General features: G+C 62.0%; 20 protein-coding genes. 9 read left to right on the top strand and 11 right to left on the bottom strand.

Features of this window, described 5'->3' with window-relative positions; all coding sequences use genetic code 11:
* Positions 1-8: 8 nt before the first annotated feature.
* A complete protein-coding gene (locus ICL81_RS08270) occupies positions 9-533 on the bottom strand; it encodes a DUF1003 domain-containing protein (protein ID WP_251381973.1) in 525 nt (174 codons plus the stop codon).
* Between the two features lie 47 nt (positions 534-580).
* Positions 581-1867, bottom strand: a complete 1287-nt coding sequence (locus tag ICL81_RS08265; protein ID WP_188034436.1) for a magnesium transporter MgtE N-terminal domain-containing protein — start codon at positions 1865-1867, stop codon at positions 581-583.
* A 109-nt stretch (positions 1868-1976) separates the two neighbouring features.
* Here ICL81_RS08265 and ICL81_RS08260 point away from each other — a divergent pair, with 109 nt between their 5' ends.
* Positions 1977-2483, top strand: a complete 507-nt coding sequence (locus tag ICL81_RS08260; protein ID WP_188034435.1) for a general stress protein — start codon at positions 1977-1979, stop codon at positions 2481-2483.
* A 348-nt stretch (positions 2484-2831) separates the two neighbouring features.
* Positions 2832-3560 (top strand): hypothetical protein, encoded by a 729-nt coding sequence (locus ICL81_RS08255; protein ID WP_188034434.1) that lies wholly within the window; start codon positions 2832-2834, stop codon positions 3558-3560.
* 210 nt (positions 3561-3770) lie between these two features.
* On the opposite strand, the gene ICL81_RS08250 is transcribed toward ICL81_RS08255, so the two are convergent.
* Positions 3771-5138, bottom strand: a complete 1368-nt coding sequence (locus tag ICL81_RS08250) for an aminopeptidase P family protein (RefSeq protein WP_188034433.1) — start codon at positions 5136-5138, stop codon at positions 3771-3773.
* Between the two features lie 75 nt (positions 5139-5213).
* On the opposite strand from ICL81_RS08250, the gene ICL81_RS08245 reads away from it, so the two are divergent.
* The gene (locus ICL81_RS08245; RefSeq protein ID WP_188034432.1) at positions 5214-6065 is read left to right on the top strand and encodes a PHP domain-containing protein; all 852 of its coding nucleotides are present in this window, start codon (positions 5214-5216) and stop codon (positions 6063-6065) included.
* Here the strand turns inward: ICL81_RS08245 and ICL81_RS08240 are convergent, their stop codons facing one another.
* Together ICL81_RS08240 and ICL81_RS08235 are read right to left on the bottom strand one after the other, a co-directional pair.
* Positions 6066-6785: an ABC transporter ATP-binding protein gene (locus tag ICL81_RS08240; protein ID WP_188034431.1), complete on the bottom strand. Its 720-nt coding sequence runs from the start codon at positions 6783-6785 to the stop codon at positions 6066-6068. It lies immediately after the preceding gene.
* Complete coding sequence (locus ICL81_RS08235) at positions 6782-7903, bottom strand: ABC transporter permease (RefSeq protein ID WP_188034430.1); 1122 nt, start codon at positions 7901-7903, stop codon at positions 6782-6784. The genes ICL81_RS08240 and ICL81_RS08235 overlap by 4 nt, the downstream gene beginning before the upstream one ends.
* 170 nt (positions 7904-8073) lie before the next feature.
* Between ICL81_RS08235 and ICL81_RS08230 the strand changes: the two genes are divergently transcribed.
* Positions 8074-9285 (top strand): sensor histidine kinase, encoded by a 1212-nt coding sequence (locus tag ICL81_RS08230; RefSeq protein ID WP_188034429.1) that lies wholly within the window; start codon positions 8074-8076, stop codon positions 9283-9285.
* Positions 9285-9944: a response regulator transcription factor gene (locus ICL81_RS08225; protein ID WP_285895413.1), complete on the top strand. Its 660-nt coding sequence runs from the start codon at positions 9285-9287 to the stop codon at positions 9942-9944. The genes ICL81_RS08230 and ICL81_RS08225 overlap by 1 nt, the downstream gene beginning before the upstream one ends.
* A 171-nt stretch (positions 9945-10115) precedes the next feature.
* On the opposite strand, the gene ICL81_RS08220 is transcribed toward ICL81_RS08225, so the two are convergent.
* The 4 genes from ICL81_RS08220 to hisC all read right to left on the bottom strand — a co-directional run bounded on the left by ICL81_RS08220 (position 10116) and on the right by hisC (position 14256).
* A complete protein-coding gene (locus ICL81_RS08220; RefSeq protein ID WP_188034428.1) occupies positions 10116-10907 on the bottom strand; it encodes an ABC transporter ATP-binding protein in 792 nt (263 codons plus the stop codon).
* 4 nt (positions 10908-10911) lie between these two features.
* The gene (locus tag ICL81_RS08215; protein WP_188034427.1) at positions 10912-11871 is read right to left on the bottom strand and encodes an ABC transporter permease; all 960 of its coding nucleotides are present in this window, start codon (positions 11869-11871) and stop codon (positions 10912-10914) included.
* Between the two features lie 2 nt (positions 11872-11873).
* Complete coding sequence (locus ICL81_RS08210) at positions 11874-12887, bottom strand: ABC transporter substrate-binding protein (RefSeq protein ID WP_188034426.1); 1014 nt, start codon at positions 12885-12887, stop codon at positions 11874-11876.
* 277 nt (positions 12888-13164) lie between these two features.
* Positions 13165-14256, bottom strand: coding sequence for a histidinol-phosphate transaminase (gene hisC, locus ICL81_RS08205; RefSeq protein WP_188034425.1), 1092 nt, complete (start codon positions 14254-14256; stop codon positions 13165-13167).
* A gap of 157 nt (positions 14257-14413) precedes the next feature.
* Here hisC and ICL81_RS08200 point away from each other — a divergent pair, with 157 nt between their 5' ends.
* A complete protein-coding gene (locus ICL81_RS08200; RefSeq protein ID WP_215394776.1) occupies positions 14414-14884 on the top strand; it encodes an Lrp/AsnC family transcriptional regulator in 471 nt (156 codons plus the stop codon).
* Between the two features lie 316 nt (positions 14885-15200).
* Here the strand turns inward: ICL81_RS08200 and ICL81_RS08195 are convergent, their stop codons facing one another.
* On the bottom strand, positions 15201-16760 hold the full coding sequence (locus tag ICL81_RS08195; protein ID WP_188034423.1) for a DEAD/DEAH box helicase: 1560 nt from the start codon (positions 16758-16760) through the stop codon (positions 15201-15203).
* Positions 16761-16861: 101 nt separating this feature from the next.
* Between ICL81_RS08195 and ICL81_RS08190 the strand changes: the two genes are divergently transcribed.
* The gene (locus ICL81_RS08190; protein WP_188034422.1) at positions 16862-17581 is read left to right on the top strand and encodes a ferritin-like fold-containing protein; all 720 of its coding nucleotides are present in this window, start codon (positions 16862-16864) and stop codon (positions 17579-17581) included.
* An 8-nt stretch (positions 17582-17589) separates the two neighbouring features.
* Entirely contained in the window at positions 17590-18783 is a 1194-nt protein-coding gene (locus ICL81_RS08185; protein WP_188034421.1) for a methyltransferase domain-containing protein, read from the top strand.
* Between the two features lie 32 nt (positions 18784-18815).
* On the opposite strand, the gene ICL81_RS08180 is transcribed toward ICL81_RS08185, so the two are convergent.
* The gene (locus ICL81_RS08180) at positions 18816-19031 is read right to left on the bottom strand and encodes a DUF3107 domain-containing protein (protein WP_188034420.1); all 216 of its coding nucleotides are present in this window, start codon (positions 19029-19031) and stop codon (positions 18816-18818) included.
* A 149-nt stretch (positions 19032-19180) separates the two neighbouring features.
* Here ICL81_RS08180 and ICL81_RS08175 point away from each other — a divergent pair, with 149 nt between their 5' ends.
* Positions 19181-22474, top strand: coding sequence for a PD-(D/E)XK nuclease family protein (locus ICL81_RS08175; protein ID WP_188034419.1), 3294 nt, complete (start codon positions 19181-19183; stop codon positions 22472-22474).
* The last annotated feature ends 7 nt before the right edge of the window (positions 22475-22481 follow it).

The following is a 22481-nucleotide window of genomic DNA, read 5'->3' as shown; positions in this document are numbered from 1 at the left end:
TTGCGCGCTTAATCCTCCTGGGTGCGGGGCGAGGCTGTGCCTACTGATGTGGCCGGGTCTGTCGGTGTTGCTACCGCTGCCGATTCTGGCTCTGGTTCTTCTTCGAGCTCTGCAAGCAGAGAACGCAACTCCTGGCGAATGAATTCCCGGTCGGGGAGATCTTTCATCATGATGCGCAGCGAGACAACCTCACGCGCAAGGAATTCGATGTCTGCGACGTTGCGCTCGGCACGCTGGCGATCTTGTTCGATCTGCACGCGGTCACGGTCGTCCTGGCGGTTCTGCGCGAGCAGGATCATGGGCGCCGCGTATGAAGCCTGGAGCGACAGGATGAGCGTGAGAGCGGTGAAGCCGAGCGCTGCCGAGTCAAAGCGGAGATGCTGAGGGCCCCAGGTGTTCCACGCGAGCCAAGCGAGACAGAACGCTGTCAAAATAAGCAGGAACCACGGGGTGCCCATGCCACGTGCGATGCTCTCGGTCCACCGACCGAACCGTTCGTTGCCTCCGGTGCGCGTCTCTTGCGGTCCACGCATGCCCAAGGCGCGTGGTGCGTCAAGTGACGCGTTTTTTCCCCAGCGCATCACGCCCCCATTCCAGTTCGGTGAGCGGTCGGGGTTGAGCTGATGGCCTCGTCATCGTCGCCAGCATGGCGCCAATCGTCTGGCAAAAGGTGGTCGAGTACGTCATCGACAGTGACGACACCGACGAGGCGCTGCTGATCGTCAACCACAGGGATCGCCACTAGGTCGTAGCTCGCGAGCTGACGAGCAACCTCTGCTGCATCGGCGTCGACGTGCACCGGCTCGATCTCACTATCGAGCAGTGCAGACAGGCGCTCGTGCGGTGGGAAGCGCAGCATCCGCTGGAAGTGTGCGATGCCGAGAAACTCTCCTGTGGGAGTTTCAAACGGCGGATGAGTGACATACACCGCTGATGCCATGGCTGGTGAGATCTCAGCACGGCGGATCATCGCAAGGCCCTCAGCAATGCTTGCCTCGCCCGACAGAATGATCGCGGACGGGCTCATGAGGCCACCCGCGGTGTCTGGATCGTAGCCGAGGAGCTTACGCACCTCTGCCTCTTCCTCATCTTCCATGAGGTCGAGGAGTTCTTCACGCTTCGCATCTGGCAAGGCTGACACGAGATCGGCAGCGTCATCGGGCTCCATGTGGTCAAGCACATCGGCCGCACGGGTTTCGGGGATGTGGGCGAGCAGCGAGAGCTGATCCGCCTCGGTCATCTCCTCGAGCGCGTCAGCAACGCGATCATCTGACATCTCGGCCATGACCTCGGTCATGCGTTCGAACGGCAGCTCAAGGAGCTGCTCTGCGAGGTCGGCAGGCTTGAGATCGAGGAACGTCTGAATCAGACGCTCAGCAGACTGCGCCTCTGACTTCTCCTGCGGCAGCCGCATGTCGGTCCATGCAACGATGCGTGATTCGGGGCGGCTGAACGCGCGCACCTCGGCGCGCAGTACGTGCACGAAGACCTCCGACAGCACCCATTCTCCAGAACGTGTGCGTTCAATCGCGGCGTCTTCAATACGCACACGGGTTGAATCAGCAAGCTGCGCTGGGAGGCCGATGAGCTGCGCCAGGACGCGGATCTCGCCACTTCGCTGCTCGAAGCGGCGAATGTTGATGAGGCCAGTGGTGATGACCTGGCCTGAACCAATCGAAGTCACACGACTGATCGGGACGAAGACGCGACGCTTGCCGGGAATCTCGACAATGAGACCGACAACGCGCGGCTGAGACTGATGTCGGTACACGACGAGCACGTCGCGTACCTTTCCGATGCGATCACCGGCAGGGTCAAAAACACCCCGCCCCGCAAGGCGGCCGACAAAGACCCTCGAATTGCTCACACCCCTACGCTACCGTCTACCGCTGACAATCGTGCACGTCGAGAGCAGCACGTTCGCAACGCTAAGGAAAACACTGGGTTCTTCGCAGCGTGAGCCGTAGAATCAGGGTATGAGTTTCACAGGTCAGCCCGGAGCGCCTCGCACGCCACTGTCACTTGAGCTGCCGACAGGCGACATCATCTCGACGTACGACCGTTACGAAGACGCTCGTGCTGCGGTCGATACCCTCGCAAAGAGTGGTTTCCCAGTTCGTGAGGTCAGCATCGTCGGTAACCACGTCCGCAGCGTTGAACGAATCACCGGCAAGCTCACCTACGGCCGCGTCGCCCTTATGGGTGCGCTGTCTGGTGCCTACCTCGGTTTGTTCCTTGGCGTACTACTGTTCCTGTTCCAGCCTGACAACACTGGCATTCTCGGTGTCTTCATCGCCGCACTTGTGATCGGCGCTGGCTTTGGCATGCTGTTCAGCGTGGTCTCGTACTCGATGACCCGCAACCGCCGCGGCTTCTCATCGGTCACACAGATGATCGCGGTGCGGTACGAGCTGTACACATCGCCCGAACTCGTGCACGACGCGCGTCGCGTGCTGATGGGTGAAGTTCCGTCTGCTCAGTAGTTGTCGGCGCGGCCCCTGGTCGCTGACCTCGGCCAACCCCGCGAAAGCTTCGGTCCGCAGGGCCAACCCCGCGAAAAGCCCCCGTTCTCTCGAGACGGGGGCTTTCTTGCGCATGAAAGGGCTGATCTCGGTAGAAACTATCGGTTTCGAGGGGTTTGGGTGGGCGAATGAGGCCGCCCGGCCGCGAGGCCGGCCCATTCTTTTCCCCGGTAAGCGTGTGCGGGGTGGAAGGCTAGCGCCGTGCTGAAAATCGCGTGGCAAACTCTTGGCGGCTGCATCCAGTGCTACCTTCCAAAGGAACGTCCTCCGAGAGCCTGACCAAACAGCTAGCTGCAGAACGGTGAAATAGTGAATGAACCTGATTTTCATCCCCGGTGCTGGTGGTGCGGAGCCATCGCTGACTCTCGAGAGCATCGAGTAAAAGCTTCGGAACTTCGCAAATCGTTCAAAGGTTCGGATTATCTTGTTCTAGCGAACGAACGTCCGTCCAAATTCCATGGCCCGAAATCACCGCTGATGCTCTTCCCCAAAACCATGTGTAAAACATGTAATGGCGCGCGAAGCCAGCCATTCGACCGAGCATACGATCAGTTCGTAACGTTTGTGCGCGAAAGGCCCGACTTCTTTCGTGCACGGACAAGCTTTCAAATGTCCCATGTACTCGCTGGAGAACCGCACACCTCGGCAAACCTTGCCCGTTATTACGTGAAGAATTTCGCTTGTCGAATCGATGAGCGAGGGTTCGACGTCCCCAAAGACCTGATTGATTTTCTAAATGGCTCAGAGTCAATGCCCAATGCCACATTGGTTTTGTACAAAGACTTTTCGATCATGGACCAGTTGAGAAAGGAAGGCACCAGTGGTCATTCGCATTGGGCGAATAGCATGGTCAGCCCCGAAAATCCTTCTGATGGGGAGCTAGAAGTTTTTATCGCTGAGATTCAGGATGGGCCTATCGGAGCACTTATTTGGTGGAATTCTGCGAATCGATTGGGAATCACCTTTTCTGCAAGGGACCGAGTGTATTTGCGACTTCGAGAAGAGCTGCCGCATTTGTATATCCACAACAATTCCTAAGGGCATCTACTCAGCGTGGTTTAACTTCGCGGGGTAATACGAGGTCGAGGACCGTGGGACCAGACGAGCGTCATTCAACGACTCAACCCCTCGAAACAGGGCGATTCTCTCGAAACAAGCACTTTCTGATGCATGAAAGTGGTCATCTCGAGAGAAAGGGCCCGTCTCGAGGGGTTGAACGGGGAAGCGCGGAAGCGCGGGAGGCGCGAACTAGCCCTGCGCGCTAGCGATCCACGCCTCTACCGCGTCAGCGGTGCGGGGGATACCTGCGGAGAGGTTGAGGCAACCGCTCTCGGTAACGACAATGTCGTCCTCGATACGCACGCCGATGCCGCGGTACTCTGCGGGAACCGTGAGGTCATCAGGCTGGAAGTATAGGCCGGGCTCGATCGTGAAGACCATGCCTGGCTCGAGCACACCGTCCATGTACATCTCGCGACGCGCCTGCGCGCAGTCGTGTACGTCCATGCCAAGATGGTGGCTTGTGCCGTGCACCATGTAGCGACGGTAGTACGCGGTGCCGTCATCTTCGGGAAGAATGCCCCACTCGCGGGTGCGGCGTTCGATCACTGCCATTGCTGCGTCGTGTACTTCGTGGAAGCGGATCCCTGGGCGCACAATCGCGCGTGCAGCATCTGCGGCTTCGAGCACGGCGTTGTACACGCGGCGCTGCACCTCAGTGAACTTGCCCGAGACGGGAACGGTGCGCGTAATGTCTGCCGTGTACAGGCTGTCCATCTCGATGCCGGCATCGAGGAGCAGAAGATCGCCCTCGCGCACTGGGCCATCATTGCGGATCCAATGCAGCGTGCACGCGTGTGGCCCCGAAGCAGCGATGGTCTCGTAGCCAACAGTGTTGCCATCAAGACGAGCGCGCTGGTTGAAGACGCCCTCGACGATGCGCTCGCCGCGAGGATGAGCGCTCGCCTTTGGCAGCGCAGCGAGGACCTCAGTGAAGCCCTGCGCAGTAGCATCGACGGCGGCCTGCATTTCGGCGAGTTCGTAGTCGTCCTTCACGAGACGCAGCTCAGAGGTGACGCGCGCAAGCTCAGCGTCGTCAAGTGTGATGTCGCCATCCTCTGCACGGAACTCTGCGAGGTGCGCTGTTGGCACGTCAAGCAGTGCCGAGACCTGCGCGAGTGAGGGGCGCGGGCCGATCCAGAACTCGCCGATCTCAGGGTTCGCAAAGAACTCGTCGCTGTCGCGACCAGCGCGCTCACGGAAGTACAGGGTCGAAGCATCGTCCTCAATGACGAGGATCGCGCCGGGCTCAGACTCTGCGCCCCAGCCGGTGAGGTGCGCGAACGCCGAATGTGCGCGGTACTGGTAGAACGTATCGTTTGAGCGCTGCTTCATTGCGCCAGCGGCGATCACAAGGCGCTTGCCTGCGAACTGTGCTGCGACTGCAGCACGACGCGTTGCAGCGAAGCCAGCGGCGGGATGGGCTGCGGGCAGCTCGTCAACCCGATCCGCCCAGTGCTGCGAAATATACGTTCCGAACGCGTCATTCTGCGGGGTAGTGCTTCGGTTCGTGTTATCGATCTCTACCTCGTGGGTAGCCTGCTCGCTCGTGGTCATATCTCCATCCTCTCACCTCAATACCGGAACCACCTCAGAGACCCGAATGCGATGGAAAGACCCTAGACTGGCGGGATGGACCGCACCGAAAAGCAACGAGGGTTTGACCTCCACACGCACTCGGTGTTTTCAGACGGTACGACCAGGCCGAGCGAAATCGCGGCAGACGTTGCCGCGCTCGGACTCAGCGGCTTCGCCCTGACCGACCACGACACGATCGACGGTTGGGAAGAAGCACGCGAGGCGGCAGCGATGCACGGCATCGATTTTCTTCCTGGTATCGAGATCACCACGAAGTTTGCTGGCCGCTCGCCGCACCTACTGGGATACGGCATCTCACCGGATGACGACGAGCTGTTTGACGCGCTCGCGGTGGTGCGCCGCGCGCGGCTGACCCGCGCGAGCAAGATGGTCGACCTCATCAAGAAAGACTTTGCGATCACGTGGGAAGACGTGCTCGGCTCCGAAGACGCGCGCACGGTTGGCCGCCCGCACATCGCGGATGCACTCGTGCGTGCAGGCTACTTCGTTGACCGCAGTGCCGTGTTCGCTGAGCTGCTGTACCCCGGCTCGCCCTATTACATCGGTACGCTTGCGATGGATACGGCGGAGGCGATCCGCCTGGTACGTGAGGCCGGTGGGGTTCCCGTGATTGCGCATCCAGCTGCGAACCGCCAGTCAGAGGCAATTCCACTCGCAGACCTCGCAGCGCTCGCCGCAGCTGGACTGTGGGGCATCGAGCTGGACCATCCAGAGAATCGGGCTGAGTGGATCCCTGAGCTGCGCGTTGGGTCAGCTGAGATCGGGTTGATCCCGACGGGGTCGAGTGACTTCCACGGTGCAGGTAAGCCAAACCGGCTTGGCGATTTCACGACCCCGGAAACGACTGTGGCGGCCATCCGAAAGATGACCGCCACGCCGCGCTAACTAGGCAGCCGCGCTGCCTGCGAGGCTGTCGGCTGCGATGCGCCCGTCAACCACGGTGACGAGCTCATCGAGCGTGCCACGATGAACGAGGTCGTGTGTCACCAGCAGAGTTGCGGTGCCGCGTTCGTGGGTGAGGTCAGCGATGAGCTGCATGATTTCTGCACCGCGCTCCTGATCAAGCGCGCTCGTCGGTTCATCGACGAGGAGCGCATCCGGCTCCTGCACGAGCGCGCGAGCGATCGCGATGCGCTGGCGCTGGCCGCCCGAGAGCTGATGCGGGCGCTTGCTTGCGTGCTCAGCAAGGCCGACGGCTGCGAGGAGTTCGTCGACGCGGCCGGTGATCTGCGTGCGCCTGGTGCGACGATCCGCACCCCCGAGCTCTGCCATGACGAGCAACTGCTCGCGAGCGGTGAGGGACGGAAGCAGATTCGACTGCTGGAACACGATGCCGATGCGATCGCGACGAAGCGCCGCTGCGTCTTCGAGCGAGAGTTTCGCCGCGTCGACGGTGGAGTGTTTCGCGCTACTGAGCAAGACGCTTCCGCTGTCAGGCCGGATGAGTGTCGAAGCGACCGCAAGGATCGAAGACTTACCTGAGCCAGACGGGCCGGTGATACCGGTCACCTTGCCAGCTGGCGCGGTGAGGGTGACGTTGTCGACCGCGGTGACTCGGCTGTCGCCGTCGGGGAAGGTGAGGGTGACGTTCTGTAGTTCAATCATCGGTGGCTCCCAAGTGCTACGAGTGGATCAGCTTTGGTGACGGTACGGAGTGCGAATGCGGCTCCTGCGAGGCCGAGGACGGCCATGATGAGCGCGGGAAGCACGGTGGTGAGCGGACTCAGCAGGAACGGCAGCGCCTGCCCTGCGAGAAGTCCGAGCCCAGTCACCGCGAGGATGCCGATGCCGATGCCCGCGATGAGGACGACGAGTGCCTGGCCGAGCGCATCCTTGATGAGTGAAGCGTTCGAGGCGCCAAGCGCCTTGAGCACCGCGACATCGCCAGCTCGCTGCATCGTCCAGACGGTGAAGAATGCGCCGACAACGAGGGCAGAGATGCCGAAGAGCATTGCGATCATGAGTCCAAGAGATCCGATCTCTGACTTAAACGTCGAGAGCGCGGACAGTGACATGATCGGAGTCTTGACGGTCGTGCCGGTATCGGCGGCAATGCCGTCCCAATCGGGCGCGGATCCCTCAGCGCCAGACACCAGCAGCGCCGTTGGCGCGCCTGTGCCGCCGAGCTTTGCGTTCGACATTGCCCAATCGCCGTGGTCCATTGCGACGACCGGCGTGTGGCTGTACCACGCCTCGGAGCCGATCTTCGCAACCGTAAATTCGGAGCCGATGATGGTGAGCGTATCGCCCACCTTCGCACCAAGCTCATCGGCCGCGCCCTGCGAGAGTCCGACCTCGCCAGACTTTGCCGGGGTGAGATCAAAGACCGAACCGGTGGTGCCGTCTTTCTCAGATGCCTCTGACATGCCGAACAGGGCGACGCCAACCGTGCCCTCAGCCGCAGTTGCCGACCCGCTCGTGTTTTCAGCGCGCGCCTGCGCGATGCCGAGGGGGAGCACGGTTTCGACGCCGTCTGCCGCGATCCAGGCTTCGCCAGTTTCGTTCGAGATTGACGAGGTGGCATAGTCAGGGGCGCCATCACCAGGGTTTTGCAGCACCACGCGCTCCCCAGGCAGCTGCAGCACCGCAGAAATGTTCTGTGATGCTAGGCCGCCGGTGAGTCCCGAAAGGAAACCGACGAGTAGCGTGATGAGTGCCACCACGGTTCCGATGAGGAAGAAGCGACCCCGCGCAAACCGCAGGTCTCTCCAAGCAACGAACACGATAACTCCTTCCGGTCGCGCTTGGTGCGCGGCCACCATTCAAGAATCGCGAAGTTTCGGGCTTCAAACATCGGCCGCATACCCGGTCTTTCGCAGCTCATATCGGCTGATGCGGGGTCATCCGAATGGATGATGACGAGACGTGGGTAACGGCGTAACCTGGAAGCGTCATGAGTCACTCACGCGAGCACGCCACCCTGTCACCGGTCTTTGCCGGGCTCCGCCTCGGGCTGCACGTGCTGCTGCTTGGCCTGCTCGTCTTGCCCGTTGCAACGAGCTATCTGTCGAGCTCTGGGCATTTCCTCCCGGTGCTGATTATCGCGGTCGGCTTCCTTGCGGTCTATGCTGGCGGTGCTGTGTTTGGGCACCTCCGTGAGACGCGCTCACCTGCTGCCCGTACATCGCAGGCGGTCGCGTGGGTGGCAGCGCTGACACTGCTTTGGACTGTCCTTGTGTGGCTGTCACCCGAGGGTGCCTACCTCGTATTCCCGCTCTTCTTCCTCTACTTGCATGTGTTGCCGTCGCCCGGCGGACTCATCACCGTCATCGTCACGACGGGAATCGCAGTGCTCGCACTTGGCCTGCACCTCGGGTTCAGCTTTGGGGGAGTTATTGGGCCCATCGTCGGTGCGGTTGTCGCCACCTTCATCGGGTATGGCTATCGACGACTTACACGTGAGGCGCACGAGCGTGAAGCCCTCGTGCAAGAGCTCCTTGCGACCCGCGAACAGCTCGCCGCAACCGAGCGCGAACAGGGCGCCTCCGAAGAACGTGCGCGGCTTGCCCGCGATATCCACGACACCGTCGCGCAAGGGCTGTCGAGCATTCAGATGCTGTTGCACGCGGCCGAACGTACGACACCGGAGCCCGGTCTCGGGTACCTCCGACTCGCACGCGAGACGGCTGCTGAGAGCCTTGCCGATACCCGACAGATTATTCGTGCGCTCACCCCAGAGACGCTGTCGAACGGTCTCGCTGACGCGCTCCGACGGCTCGCGGCTGATCAGAGTCGCCGCACGGGCATCCTCGTGGTCGTCGACATTGCCCCTGAGATAGAGTCCCGCGAGTTGAGCATGGATGCCAGCACAGCGCTTTTGCGCATCGCGCAGGGAGCGATGTCGAACGTGGTCAAGCACTCTGGCGCGGATCACGCACGCATCATCCTCGCCGAATCCGATGACGGCGGCGTGCGCTTGAGCGTCGCAGATGATGGCAGTGGGTTTGACTTGCAGGTCATGCAGGCAAGCAACCCCTCGCGAGATTCCTTCGGGATCCGTGCCATCGAAGAGCGTGTATTGCAGCTCGGTGGTGCTATGGAGATTGATTCGGCGCCAGGGCACGGTACCGTGCTCTCGGCAACCCTTCCCAGAGAGGCAGTGTGATGACGATGCGTATCGTGTTGGCAGATGATCATCCCGTAGTGCGCGCAGGGATTCGTGCCCTCCTGGAGGGCGAACCCGAATTCACTGTTGTCGGTGACGCAGCCACCCCAGCTGATGCGGTGCGGGCGGCAGCCGAGTTGCGGCCAGACGTTGTGCTGATGGACCTGCAGTTTGGTGCAGTCTCGGCGGGCGCCGGCGCAGCTGGAGCCGGAGCACCGGTGAACGGGGCCGATGCGACTCGGGAGATTCGAGCCTTGGCCGATCCGCCAGCCGTGCTCGTGCTCACGAACTACGACACCGACGGAGACATTCTCGGTGCGGTCGAAGCTGGCGCGAGCGGGTACCTGTTGAAGGACGCTCCTCCGGAGGAACTCGTTGCCGCGATCCGCGCGGCCGCAGCGGGGGAGAGCGCGCTCGCTCCTGCGATCGCTGGCCGCCTGCTCGCCCGGCTGCGCGCACCGCAGGAAAGCTTGAGCGCACGCGAGGCCGAGGTGCTCACGCTGGTCGCCCAAGGCAAATCCAATACGCGGATCGCGAATGAGCTCATCATTTCCGAAGCGACGGTGAAGACTCACCTCGCGCACATCTATACGAAGCTCGGGGTCTCATCACGAACCGCTGCTGTCGCTGCCGCGCGGAAGTCTGGCGCGATTCGGTAACTAGGTTTGCATCGGCCGAAGGTTACACGGAGTCAACCCCGCGAGATGGCCCGTTTCTCTCGAGATGACCCGTTTCTACGTGTAGAAACTCGGGTTTTCGGGAGAAAGGGACGTTCTCGCGGGGTTGAGGTGCTCAGCGGGTGGCTGGGCGGGTAGAGCGGGTGGCTGAAACTACGCCAGGAGTGCGCGATCGTCGAAGCTTGCGCCCTTGATCTTGGCAAACTCTGAGAGCAGTGCCGGTACCGTGAGGTGCTTCTTCTCCTCCTCGGAGGCCTGGAACACAATCCGTCCCTCGTGCATCATGATGAGGCGGTTACCCAGCTGGAGCGCCTGCTCCATGTTGTGAGTGACCATGAGAGTGGTGAGGCGATCCGCCGCCACAATGCGCTCCGTGAGGTTCGTCACGAGCGCCGCACGCTGCGGATCGAGCGCCGCGGTGTGCTCGTCCAGAAGCAGGATACTGGGCTGCGTAAAGCCTGCCATGAGCAGCGAGAGCGCCTGACGCTGGCCACCCGACAACAGGCCCACCTTGGCCGTGAGCCTGTTCTCAAGGCCGAGCTCAAGCGACTTCAGCTCCTCGACGAATAGCTCGCGGCGGGCCTTGGTGCGTCCTGCGCCGAGGCCGCGGGACTGTCCGCGCTTGAGTGCCAGCGACAGGTTCTGCTCGATCGTGAGATCGGGAGCAGTTCCCGCCATCGGGTCCTGGAAGACGCGACCGACGTACTTTGCGCGCTGGTACTCCTTGAGCTTTGCGACTTGCTTGCCGTCGATGGTGAGTGAGCCTGTGTCGATGAGGTAGCGGCCAGCAACTGCGTTTAGCAGCGTGGACTTGCCCGCACCGTTTGAACCAATCACCGTAACGAAATCGCCCTGGCTCAGTCGCAGGCTCACGTCTACGAGTGCCTTGCGCTCATTGATCGTGCCGGGGAAGAAGGTCTTCGAAATCTTGTCGATGTGCAGCATGTGCTTACTTCCCTCCCGCTACGGGGACCTTGACGCCGGTGGTCGCTGAGATCACCGGATCTGGACCCTGGTCCTTCGGCCTCGTGTTGCCACGGTTGCTCCACGCCGGGATCTTCTTGAGGAAGCCCCAACGCGGCAGCAGCAGCGCGAGCACGACGAGCACAGCGGTGACCGCGCGCATATCGTTCGGGTTCAGGCCAGCCGACAGCGCAATGAAGATGATCATTCGGTAGAGAACCGAACCAACAAGTACGGCAAGGCTTGCCATGAAAATGTTTCGCTGGCCGAGCACTGCCTGGCCAAGGATCACCGATGCGAGACCGATGAGGATGATACCGATGCCCATGCTGATGTCTGCGAAGCCCTGGTACTGCGCGATGACCGCGCCTGCCAGTGCGACGAAGCCGTTCGAAAGCGCAAGGGTGAGGATCTTCATGCGGTCGGTACTTACACCGAACGAGCGGATCATTTGTTCGTTGTTACCCGTTGCCTGAATCGCGAGACCGAGGTCAGTCGAGAGGAACCAGTCAAGTGCGAGCTTCACGAGGAAGACCGCAACGATGAAGATGACGACAGCGATCCATGTCTTGCCGATCCAGCCGTTGTCGCGAAGCGGCGACATGATCGTCTCCTCGCGGAGGAGTGGCACGTTTGCTTTGCCCATGATTCGTAGGTTGATCGACCAGAGCGCGATCATGGTGAGGATGCCGGCGAGGAGTCCGTCGATGCGGCCCTTCGTGTGGAGCAGACCCGTCACAATGCCGGCGACCACGCCCGCTGCCGCACCCGCAAGGGTTGCGAGCAGCGGGCTCTGACCAGCCACGATCATGGACGCAGCGACAGCGCCGCCCGTCGTGAAACTTCCGTCAACCGTGAGATCAGGGAAGTTCAGCACTCGGAAGGTCAGATAGACACCGAGCGCCATGACTCCATAGAGGAGTCCAATTTCCAGTGCACCGATCACGATTACTCGATGACGCTGTCAGCGCGCTCGAGGAGAGCCGCCGGGATTTCCACACCCTGACGCTTCGCAGCTTCCGGGTTCACAACGAGCGAAAGCTCCTTCTGCGACTCAACGGGCATGGTCGCGGGATCCGCGCCATCCTCAAGGATACGAAGCGCCATCTCGCCAGCCTGGTGACCGAGCTTCAGATAGTCGATACCGAGAGTTGCGACTGCCCCGCCCTCAACGTGGGTGGAGTCTGCGCCGACAACGAGGATGCCGCGATCCTCAGCCACCGAGATGAGCGAGCCGAGGCCCGATGCAACGAGGTTATCGCTCGGGGTGTAGATCGCATCGATGTCGCTGAGCGCCTCAACTGCCTGCTTCAGCTCGGAAGCGTTGGTGATCGAGGTTGCGACGATCTCGAGACCGCGTTCCTGCGCGGCTTCCTTGGCGAGTGCGACCTGCACCTCTGAGTTTGCCTCGCCCGAACCGTAGACGATGCCGATGCGCTTCGTTTCAGGCTTGATCTCGGTGATGAGATCGATCTGATCGGCGACCGGGTTCATATCGCTGACACCGGTCATGTTTGCACCGGGCTTCTCGTTGCTTTCGAGCAGACCGGTTGCAACAGGGTCAGTGACGGCTGCGAAGAGCAACGGAATGTCAGTGTTGTTCTGCAGCAGCGCCTGTGCCGACGGGGTGGCGATTGCGATCGCAAGATCGAGATTCGAGGTGGCGAAGGTCTGTGAGATCGTCGTCGCAGTTGGAACCTCGCCGTTCGCGTTCTGCTCGTCGAATGTGATGGTCTCGCCCTCAACATATCCCGCGTCGAAGAAGGCCTGCTTGAAACCTTCGCTTGCGGAGTCGAGCGCGGGGTGCTGAACGAACTGGCTGATGCCTACCTTGAACGACTTTTCGTCGCCTGTGCCGGCGTCATTGCCGGCGTTCGATGAGCATGCGCCCAGGAGAAGTGCAGCCGAGAGGGCTACGCCTGCTGCGGCAAAGGTCCTGCCGCGGAGCTTGTGGTTGGCCATGATGTCCTCATTTACTGTGGATGGTCAGAATGGGTCGACACGGCGCTAGTACCGGTAAGTACTGGGACAACGCCGTCCCTGGTGGTTGAGCGTAACGGCGAGCCGCTGCACTGTAAACATGTTCTTTGTTTGCTAGACATGTGTAGCTGTTCGGCGGTCGTAGTTTCGCGATGGCTATACAACTTGTACAGCTATTTAAGGTTTGCTCTGGAAGTTGTCACACGCTGCACAGAGCAAAAACATTGCGGGTGAGCACGCTGAAATAGGCGTAGTCGAGCTATGCCGTTGACGCGTTACCGTTCGTGATTTCCTGTGTGAGTGCTGCGATGACCGCCTCGTTTTCGGCTGCGTTACCGATCGAGATGCGGATGCCCTCGCCCGCAAACGTGCGAGCAGAAATACCGTTGGACTCGAGCGCCGCGTTGAATCGTGCACTGTCTGTACCGAGCGACAGCCAAACGAAGTTCGCCTGTGATGCGACAAGCGGAAGACCCAGTGCTCGCAGGGCGTCGGTCAGCTGCTCGCGTGAGGTGACGATGTCGCTGATCCGCGCCCCGAGTTCGTCTTCGGCTTCGAGAGGTGCGACCGCGGCCTCCTGAGCGAGTGCGGTGACTGCGAACGGCACCGATACCTTGCGCAGTGCCTCGGCGACATCGGTGGGCGCAATCGCGTAACCGATGCGCAAACCGGCGAGACCATATGCCTTCGAGAAGGTGTGTAGCACGGCGACGTTCGGGTGCTTTTTAAACTCGGCGATGCCACTCGGGGAGTCAGCGTTGCGATCAAAGTGTACGTACGCTTCGTCAATCACGACGAGCACATTTCGGGGAACGGCGGCGAGGAACGCATCGAGCTCTGACTGTGTGATGACCGTGCCGGTCGGGTTATTTGGGTTGCACACGAAGACGACGCGAGTTCGATCAGTGACCGCAGCGGCCATAGCCGGCAGATCGTGGCGCGCATCAGCATCGAGCGGAACCTCAACCGGCACAGCGCCTGCAACGCGCGTAAGAATCGGGTAGGCCTCAAACGAGCGCCATGCGTACATCACCTCGTCACCCGGGCCGGTAAGTGCGTGGATGATCTGGGCAGCGACTTCAACGGAACCAGCGCCCAGCGCGATGTTGTTCGCTGCAACGTCGAAGCGTGCGGCAAGGGCATTCACCACCGACTCGGCGGCGATGCTGGGGTAGCGGTAGATCGCGTCGGGCAGGCACGCGGCAACGCGGCGCTGAACGGATTCGAGCGGCGGGTAGGGGTTTTCATTTGAGGAGAGCTTGTAGCTCTGACCTGACGCCGACACCGGGGCGGCTTTGCCCGCGCGGTATGCCGCGACATGTTCGAGGCCTGGACGGAATTCAAGAGTCATGTGCTGGCTCGCTTTCTCTGGATGGAGTGTTCCGGCCGTAACTCTAGGGATCCGGGAATTCCTCCGTCAATTGGTTCATTTCTGGGGTAGCAATCTGTACTGACAGATAGGTGTCGCCTGCGATAGGGTAGGCAAAATGTCTAGGCAAGGAGGCCTCGTGGCAATTGATGCACTTGATGCGCGACTCATCACGCTCACCAGTGAAGAAGCCGGTATTTCGGTAGTCGAATGTGCGCGCAGACTCGGAATCGCCCGCGCAACCGCACAGGGTCGACTCGACCGACTGCGCAAAACCGGCATCATCAAGTCAATGGCGCCGCACATCGACCCCGTCGCGCTCGGCTTTCCGATCCGCTGCTTCTGTTCGATACAGATTGATCAGCGGATCGGCCACGATCGGGTCTCGGTTGGCCTCGAAGCTATCCCAGAACTGCTCGAATTGCACACCGCGACTGGGGATGCGGATCTGTTTGCCGCAATCGTCGCCCGGTCAACGCACGACCTGCAGCGAGTGCTTGACCACGTTGCCACCGCACCAGGGGTCATTCGGGTATCGTCACAGCTCGTGCTCGGTACGCACTTCATGGGGCGGACGTTGCCGCTCGTCAAGGCGGCGCTGAGCGCTTAGGCTGCTGAGTCCCGCGATGCGGCTCCATTGGTTATCAACCCCGCGAAACGGGGAGTTTCTGCTGAGATGACCCCTTTCAGCGCGCTGAAACTAGGGTTCTCGCGGGGAAGTGCCAGTTTCGACGGGGTGGGGTGCGCTGAGCTGAGGTGCGAGCGCAGGTGTGAGCGCAGGTGCGAGCGCAGGTGTGAGCGCAGGTGCGAGTGCTGGTGCGAGCGAAGGTGCGAGCATAGGCGCCGCACCAGCAGCCTGCGCCCCAAAGCACAGGAGGGGCGCGCAAATTCCAATGAATCTGCGCGCCCCTCCGAAGGTCTCAGCCTTATGCGTCCTGTGCGGGAACCTCGGTCGAAGCTGAGCCGGCGTTCGAGCCGCCCTCAGCGCTGCCCGAGCCCGCACCACCGCGGCGACGGCGGCGACGGCGGCGAGGTGCGTCACCCGTCTCGCCTGCTGCCTGCTCGCCAGCTACATCGGTGTTCTTGTCCGTTGCCGAACGGCCTTCACCGTGCGACTCGTGACGGCCTTCGCCGCGCGGGTTTGCGCTGCGGGTACGGGTGCGGTTGCGGCGCTCGCCGCCATCGCGCTGGCCGTCCTTCTTGTCGCGGTCGCCCGACGAACGGCGCGAACCGTTGCGAGGTGCGGTCTCCTTGACGGGAGTTGCCTTGAGGCGGCCTTTTGATCCCTCGGGGATGTTCAGGTCCGAGAAGAGGTGCGGCGACGACGAGTAGGTCTCGACGGGCTCGTCAACACCAAACTCGAGTGCCTTGTTGATGAGTGCCCACTTGTGCAGGTCATCCCAGTCAACGAAGGTGACTGCGATGCCTTCGCGACCCGCACGACCGGTACGGCCCACGCGGTGCAGGTAGGTCTTTTCATCGTCGGGAACCGTGTGGTTGATGACGTGGGTCACGTCGTCAACGTCGATGCCACGAGCGGCAACGTCGGTAGCAATCAGGATGTCCTTCTTGCCTGACTTGAAGCTCGCCATTGCGCGCTCACGCTGATCCTGGTTGAGGTCACCGTGAACCGATGCCGCGTTAAAGCCGCGGTCGTTGAGCTCCTCCTGCAGCTTTGCAGCCGCGCGCTTGGTGCGCATGAAGATGACGGTCTTGCCGCGGCCTTCTGCCTGCAGGATGCGGCCGATGACCTCGTCCTTATCAAGCGAGTGTGCGCGGTAGATGATGTGCTCGATGTTCGCCTGTGCAGCGCCCTCGTCAGGGTCGGTTGCGCGAATGTGCACGGGGTTCGACATGAAGCGACGAGCGAGCGTCACGATGGTGCCGGGCATGGTTGCCGAGAAGAGCATGGTGTGGCGCTTCTCGGGGGTCTTCGAGAACAGCTTCTCGATGTCGGCGAGGAAGCCGAGGTCGAGCATCTTGTCTGCCTCGTCGAGCACCATTTCACGAACCTTCGAAAGGTCGAGGAGGCGCTGGTTCGAGAGGTCGAGCAGGCGGCCGGGGGTGCCGACAACGATCTGCGCACCAGCCTTCAGCTGTTCAATCTGGCCCTCGTACGCCTTGCCGCCGTAGATGGGGACGACGGTTGCCGCGCGGCCGCTCGCTGCGAGTTCGAGGTCTTCGTAGACCTGCACTGCGAGCTCACGGGTCGGCACGACGATGAGTGCCTGGACTCCGGGCTCTGGGTTCGCGCCGATGCGCTGCAGGAGAGGCAGGCCGAAGCCGAAGGTCTTACCGGTACCGGTCTTTGCCTGGCCAATGATGTCCTGGCCGGTGATAGCGAGGGGGATGGTCTGCTCCTGAATAGGGAACGCATCGACGATGCCTTCCCGAGTGAGCGCGTCGACCATGTCCTGGTCAATTCCAAGTTCAAGGAACGTTGTCACTGTATGTGACCTCCGAAGTGTGCGGTGCTGCGCATGCATACTTCCGGCGCAGCGGCCCCGGCTTCCGTGAGCAGGGGCGATGAATAGTTCGTACGTATTCTATTCCAGAGCTACACAGAACCCGAGGTAGGCTATTTATCGTGTTCAACTGGATTCGTGGCATCGGTAAGAAGCAGACATCATCGCGCAAGGTGCGCTCGCGTGATGAGTCTGCTGGTGCCGAAAAGGTTGAAGTAGCTGCGTTCGCGCCTGAAGTCCTCGAGTTTCTCGGCCTGACGGCGTACCTGCAGCTAGAGATGTACGAGGCCGCGACGCGCGGTGTTTCGGGTGCTCCGACGCTCCAAGCGAAGGAAGTTTTGGCTGGCGTCGCGGGCGCCACGCTGCAGAAGCACCAGCGTTTTGCGGAGGAGATCCGCCGCCGCGGGCGATCGCCGCACGTCGTGATGCAGCCCTACTCGACCATGATTGAGGACTACATCACGCGCATCGACGCGGTCGATTGGCACCAGCACATCCTCTCGATCTACCTCGTTGGTGGCCTGTTTGACGACTTCTTCGCGGAGCTCGCGAGCGGCATTAAAGATCCCTTCAGCCGGGAGGCAATCGCGACGCTGAGCGATCATGCGGGCCGCGATGAGCTCAAGCGGCTGTTGCAGGCCGAATTGGAGGCGGATCCGAAGCTCGGTAGCTGGCTTGCTGTCTGGGGTCGTCGTCTCGTCGGCGACACGCTGCTCATGGCGCGCGCGGTTCTGTCGCGCAGCGCAAACCGCGAGTTCGACGCGGACGCTGTCGAGCCTGTGTTTACGGAGCTCATTGCCGATCACATTCGCCGCATGGATGGCCTCGGCCTCACCGCGTAATTGTGACTGTGACGCTCGACACGCAGATTCCCGAGTGCCGATATTTTGTGGCGGATCTTTGCCGCTCGTGTGCACTCATCGAAACGCCGTACGCGGTACAACTCCGCGAGAAGGATCTCGCGTGCCGTAACTTGCTGGGCGAGTACGGACCCGCCGATGATGCGTGGCTGCCGCCAGTGCCAGGTGGAGTCACTGAGTTCCGCAACCGCGCAAAGCTCGCTGTCGGCGGTGAAACCGGGGCCGTGGCCCTTGGCATTCTTGACCTCAGCCGCGACGGCGATGGACGTGGCATTGATCTCACCGAGTGTCTGATCCACCAGCCAGGTGTGCAGCAGGCAATTCCACGCGTTGCCGAATTCCTCAACGAGACGGGACTCGCGCCGTACTCGGTGCCAAACCGTAAGGGCGAACTCAAGTATGCGCATCTCACCGAGGCGCCGTCTGGTGCGCTCATGGTGCGGTTTGTTGTGCGTTCGAGCGGCGCGCTCGATCGGATCCGCGCTTTGCTCCCGCAACTGCGTGAACTGCTTCCGCAAGCAACCGTGATCTCGGTGAATCTGCTGCCGGAGCACAAAGCTGTGCTGGAGGGGGAGCGCGAAGAGCTGTTGCTCGGCGACTCACTCGAGATGGATCTTGGCCCGGTGTCACTGCACTTGCAGCCCCAGAGCTTCTTCCAGACAAACACTCCCGTGGCACAGGCGCTGTACGCGCAGGCTGCGGAGTGGACCGCGGAGCTTGACCCCGCGTCACTGTGGGATCTCTACTGCGGCGTCGGTGGCTTCGCGCTGTTCTGTGCGGGAACTGGCGCGGGCGATGCGTCTGGGATCCGAGACACAGTGGGGATCGAGGTGAGCGAGGCTGCGATCCGCTCGGCTACTCGAAGCGCGAAGGATGCGGGCGCGCCCGTGCGATTCAGCGCGGGTGATGCGACCGCGTTTGCGCTCGAAAGCGCTCCCGGAGATGCGCCCGAGCTGGTAATCGTCAACCCGCCGCGTCGCGGTATCGGCCCAGAACTCGCTGACTGGCTTGAGCAGTCGTCGACGCGCTCGGTCATCTACTCGAGCTGTAACCCGAAGAGTCTCGCGCAGGATCTCGCGCGAATGCCCTCATTGCGTGCGGTGAATGCACGACTATTCGACATGTTCCCGCATACGGGGCATGCCGAGGTGATGGTGCTGCTCGAACGGGTTGACGCGAAGTAATTCTGCCGCGCGGCAACCCGCCCGAAAGCGGGTTAGCCGATGAAGCCGACCTTGCGGCTGTTCTCGCCACCGAACTCGATGAATGCGATCGAATCGGCAGCAACGATAATCTGCTTGCCCTTCGAATCTGCGAATGATGCGAAGCCCTCAGCTGCCTGAGTGAGCGCAGCGCGCACCTCGTCAGCAGTTGCCTCGGTCTCGAATGCGAGCTCGCGAGGTGAGTGCTTGATGCCGATACGAACCTCCACAGGGAGCCTCCTCATAGTGCTGTGACATGCCGTCACGAAGTAAGTACGAAATGAGTCTATGCCTGACCTCCGACACTGCGCCTCAGAAATGTGGATCGTTCGCCGCAAGCGCACCATGCAATGTCAGTGGTCATCATTAGGCTGAATGCATGATCGAATTTGATGGTGCGCAGCTCGCGGTCCTTGCCGGTGATCCCGGTAGGCACGCACGGGTGCTCGGTGCGCCAGGCAGCGGGAAGAGCACGCTCGTCGTCGAGATGTTTGCGCGTGTGCTCGATCTGCCAGGCTGGAGCGAGGGTGACGTACTCGCGATTGCCTCCGGGCGTCGGCCGGCGACAATGTTGCGTGGCGCCATTGAAGACCGCTCTGAGCGTGCGCTCGGCGGCACACCAGTACGTACGCTCACCTCATTCGCGTTCGGGGTGCTCGCAGCAGCTGCTGCGACCGGCGGTGAGACCGAACCGCGACTCCTTACCGGTACGGTGCAAGACGAACTCATTACCGCGTTGATTGACGAGCAGCTCGAGGTTGCGCTCAGGTCGCGCGCGGGTGCGGGCGCGACCTGTGACAGCTCGACTAGTAACGGTGAGAGTGACGAGGCTGGCGAGACTCTCGGCAATGTCGAGGGGCTCACTGCAGAGGTGCTTCGCAGTCCTGCCTTTCGTGCTGAGCTGCGCGAGTTCTGGCGCACGATCGACGACTTCGACCTCGACGTACGCGAACTGCTCGCGCGGGTGACCGCGCTGCGCGGGGTTGCGGTATCGTCTGCGCAGTCAGACGCGCCAGAAGACCAGCTGCTGAACCGTTGGGCAGAGGCCTTGCTCATCGTTGAGGCCGTCGAGGCGCGCGTGCGCGCTGAGCGCCCGGGGGAGTACAGCGCGAGCGGGCTGCTGCGCGCCGCCGCAGCGAGCGTGCGAGCGGGGGCCGTACAGGTACCGCGCCTGCTTCTCGTTGATGACGCGCAAGAGATTGGCGAGGGCCAGCTCGCGCTGCTCGCGGCATGTGCCGCGGCGGGCACCACTATCTGGGTCTTCGGCGATCCTGACGTGACAACTGAGACTTTCCACGGCGAGCGATCGCGGGTGCTGGCAGGCCTCAGCGGTGAGCTCCAGCGCCGTGGCGTGCGTGCTGACGCAGAGCAGTTCTGGGTGTTGGAATACGTGTACCGCGGTGGCCAGCAGTTGCGTGGCTTCACCCAGAGCCTCGCTGCACGTATCGGTGCCGCAGGTGCCGGGCAGCAGCGCGCGGCTACGGCGAAGCGTAAGGCACAGCTCGCGTCGACTGACGTGTCAGGTACGGTAGACGGCCGGTCGGTGGCTGAGCCCGCTGAGCGCATCGAGTTCGTGCGCGCTGGCTCCACCTCCGAGCAGCTTGGAATGATTGCGCATCGAATGCGAGCGAACAGGCTCGGCCTCGATCGCGAAAGTCCCCTTGAGTGGGAGCAGATGGCGGTGATCTGCCGTTCGCGTTCGGAAGCGTCGCGGGTCGCGCGTGGCCTCGCCGGCCACCAGGTGCCGACCGGCACACTCGCAGGCGGCATCGTGCTGCGTGAGCATCGCATCGTGCTTGACCTCATCAGGCTGCTGCAACACTCGCTCGGTATCGCCCCACTTGATGCGTCAGGCGTGCTCCAGCTGCTGAGCGGCCCCATTGGTGGGCTGGACCCGGTTGCTGTGCGCCGTCTGCGCGGCTCGCTGATGATGCAGGAGCGGCGTGCGGCCCGCGCAGAAGGTCGTGAGCCGGAAGCAACTGAGCAGCTTATTCTGGCCGCATTCCTCGTGCCCGGTGTCGAACCAGCGATCGACAGTAAGCAGGGTCGTGCGTTGCGCAGGCTCGGCAAGATTGCCGACGCAGCAAACACCGTCGTGGCTGCTGACGGCACTCCGCGCGAGACACTCTGGGCGCTGTGGCAGGGCACACGCCTCGCCGAGGCCTGGCAAGAAGAAGCGCTGCGCGGTCGTGGCGCCCGTGCAGACGAAGCAAATCGTTCACTCGACGCAGTGCTCGGTCTGTTCTTTGCACTCCAGCGGCACGAAGAACAGGTGAGTGAGCAGCCGATCCACGCCCTGCTTGCTGAACTCGCAGAGAGCGCTGTGCCAGAAGACTCCCTTGCCCGCAGCGGCGAACGGTCAGCAGTGACAGTGACGACACCGCAGGGTGCGGTTGGCCGTGAGTTCGCACTCGTCGCTGTTGTCGGTCTGCAAGACGGCGCGTGGCCGAACACCCGTTCGCGCGGCACAATTCTTGGCACGGTGGCACTCGAACGCTGGCTGCGCGGAGGCGCAGCGGTTCCGCCAAGTCGCAAAGACACCATTCATGACGAGCTGCGCCTCCTGCACCAGGCAAGCTCACGCACGCAGCAGGAATTACTTGTGGTGTCAGTGAGCGACACAGATCAGCACCCGAGTGCATTCTTCGGGTTCGGGAAAGATTTCGCTGTTGATCCACTGCCGAGCTCCAGACTCACACTGCGTGGGGCAACCGCGGCTATGCGGCGTCGGCTCACGACAGACCCAACTGACGTGTCCGCTCGTGACTCGCTCGTGCAGCTCACGCGGGCAGATGTGGCAGGCGCGGCTCCCGAGAGCTGGTACGGCGTACTCCCTCCGAGCACCGAAGCCGCGCTCTTCACAAATGAAAACGGTGAGCGCGAGATCGCGGTCGGTCCGTCCCAGCTTGAATCGGTGGAAGGCTGTGCGCTCGACTGGGTCGTTGGCGCGCTTGGCGGTGGTACCGGCAATATCCAGGCGAGCCTTGGCACACTCGTGCATCACGCGTTCGAGAATGCCGTGACTGCTGACACGGAAGCCCTCATGGCAGACATTCGACGAGAGTGGCGAAAACTGCCCTTCGACGCCGAGTGGGAGTCGACACGCACGCTCGCGACCGCAGAACACATGGTCGAGGGGCTTGGCGTATACCTGCGTGAGTTCGACGCGTCAGATCGACAGCTCATCGGTCGTGAGTCAGGGTTCCACGTTCAAGTGGGCGACGTCACCCTTCGCGGCAAGGCTGACCGGCTTGAGGGTCTTGTAAAAGCCGACGGGCTCGAGATCACCGTGCTTGACCTGAAAACGGGCGCATCGGTACCTTCCAAACCTGCGACAGAGCAGCACCTTCAGCTGCAGGCGTACCAGCTCGGCGTCGAATATGGCGCCTTCGACGGCGCAACGAGTGAGCACACAGAAGCCGGTGAAATCAGCTCGGGGGGCGCTCGCCTCTTGTACGTGCACCCGAACGCAGCAAAGGGCAAGGGGTACGTCGAACGCGTGCAGGCACCGCTCGACGCTGAGACGCGAAACGCGCTGCTCGAACGCATTGAAACCGCGGGTGACACCATGGCAGCCGGGAGCTTCACCGCACGCGTTGAACACCACTGCACCGATCCGCACCAGTTTGGCAACTGCCGAATCCATATCATCCAGGCGGTGAGCCACGCATGAATGAGGT

It is taken from the genome of Leucobacter sp. cx-328, from assembly GCF_014530035.1.
In the GTDB taxonomy this organism is placed as follows: domain Bacteria; phylum Actinomycetota; class Actinomycetes; order Actinomycetales; family Microbacteriaceae; genus Leucobacter.
Note: the sequence above shows the minus strand (reverse complement) of the source record. Positions and strands in the feature narration are given on the sequence as shown.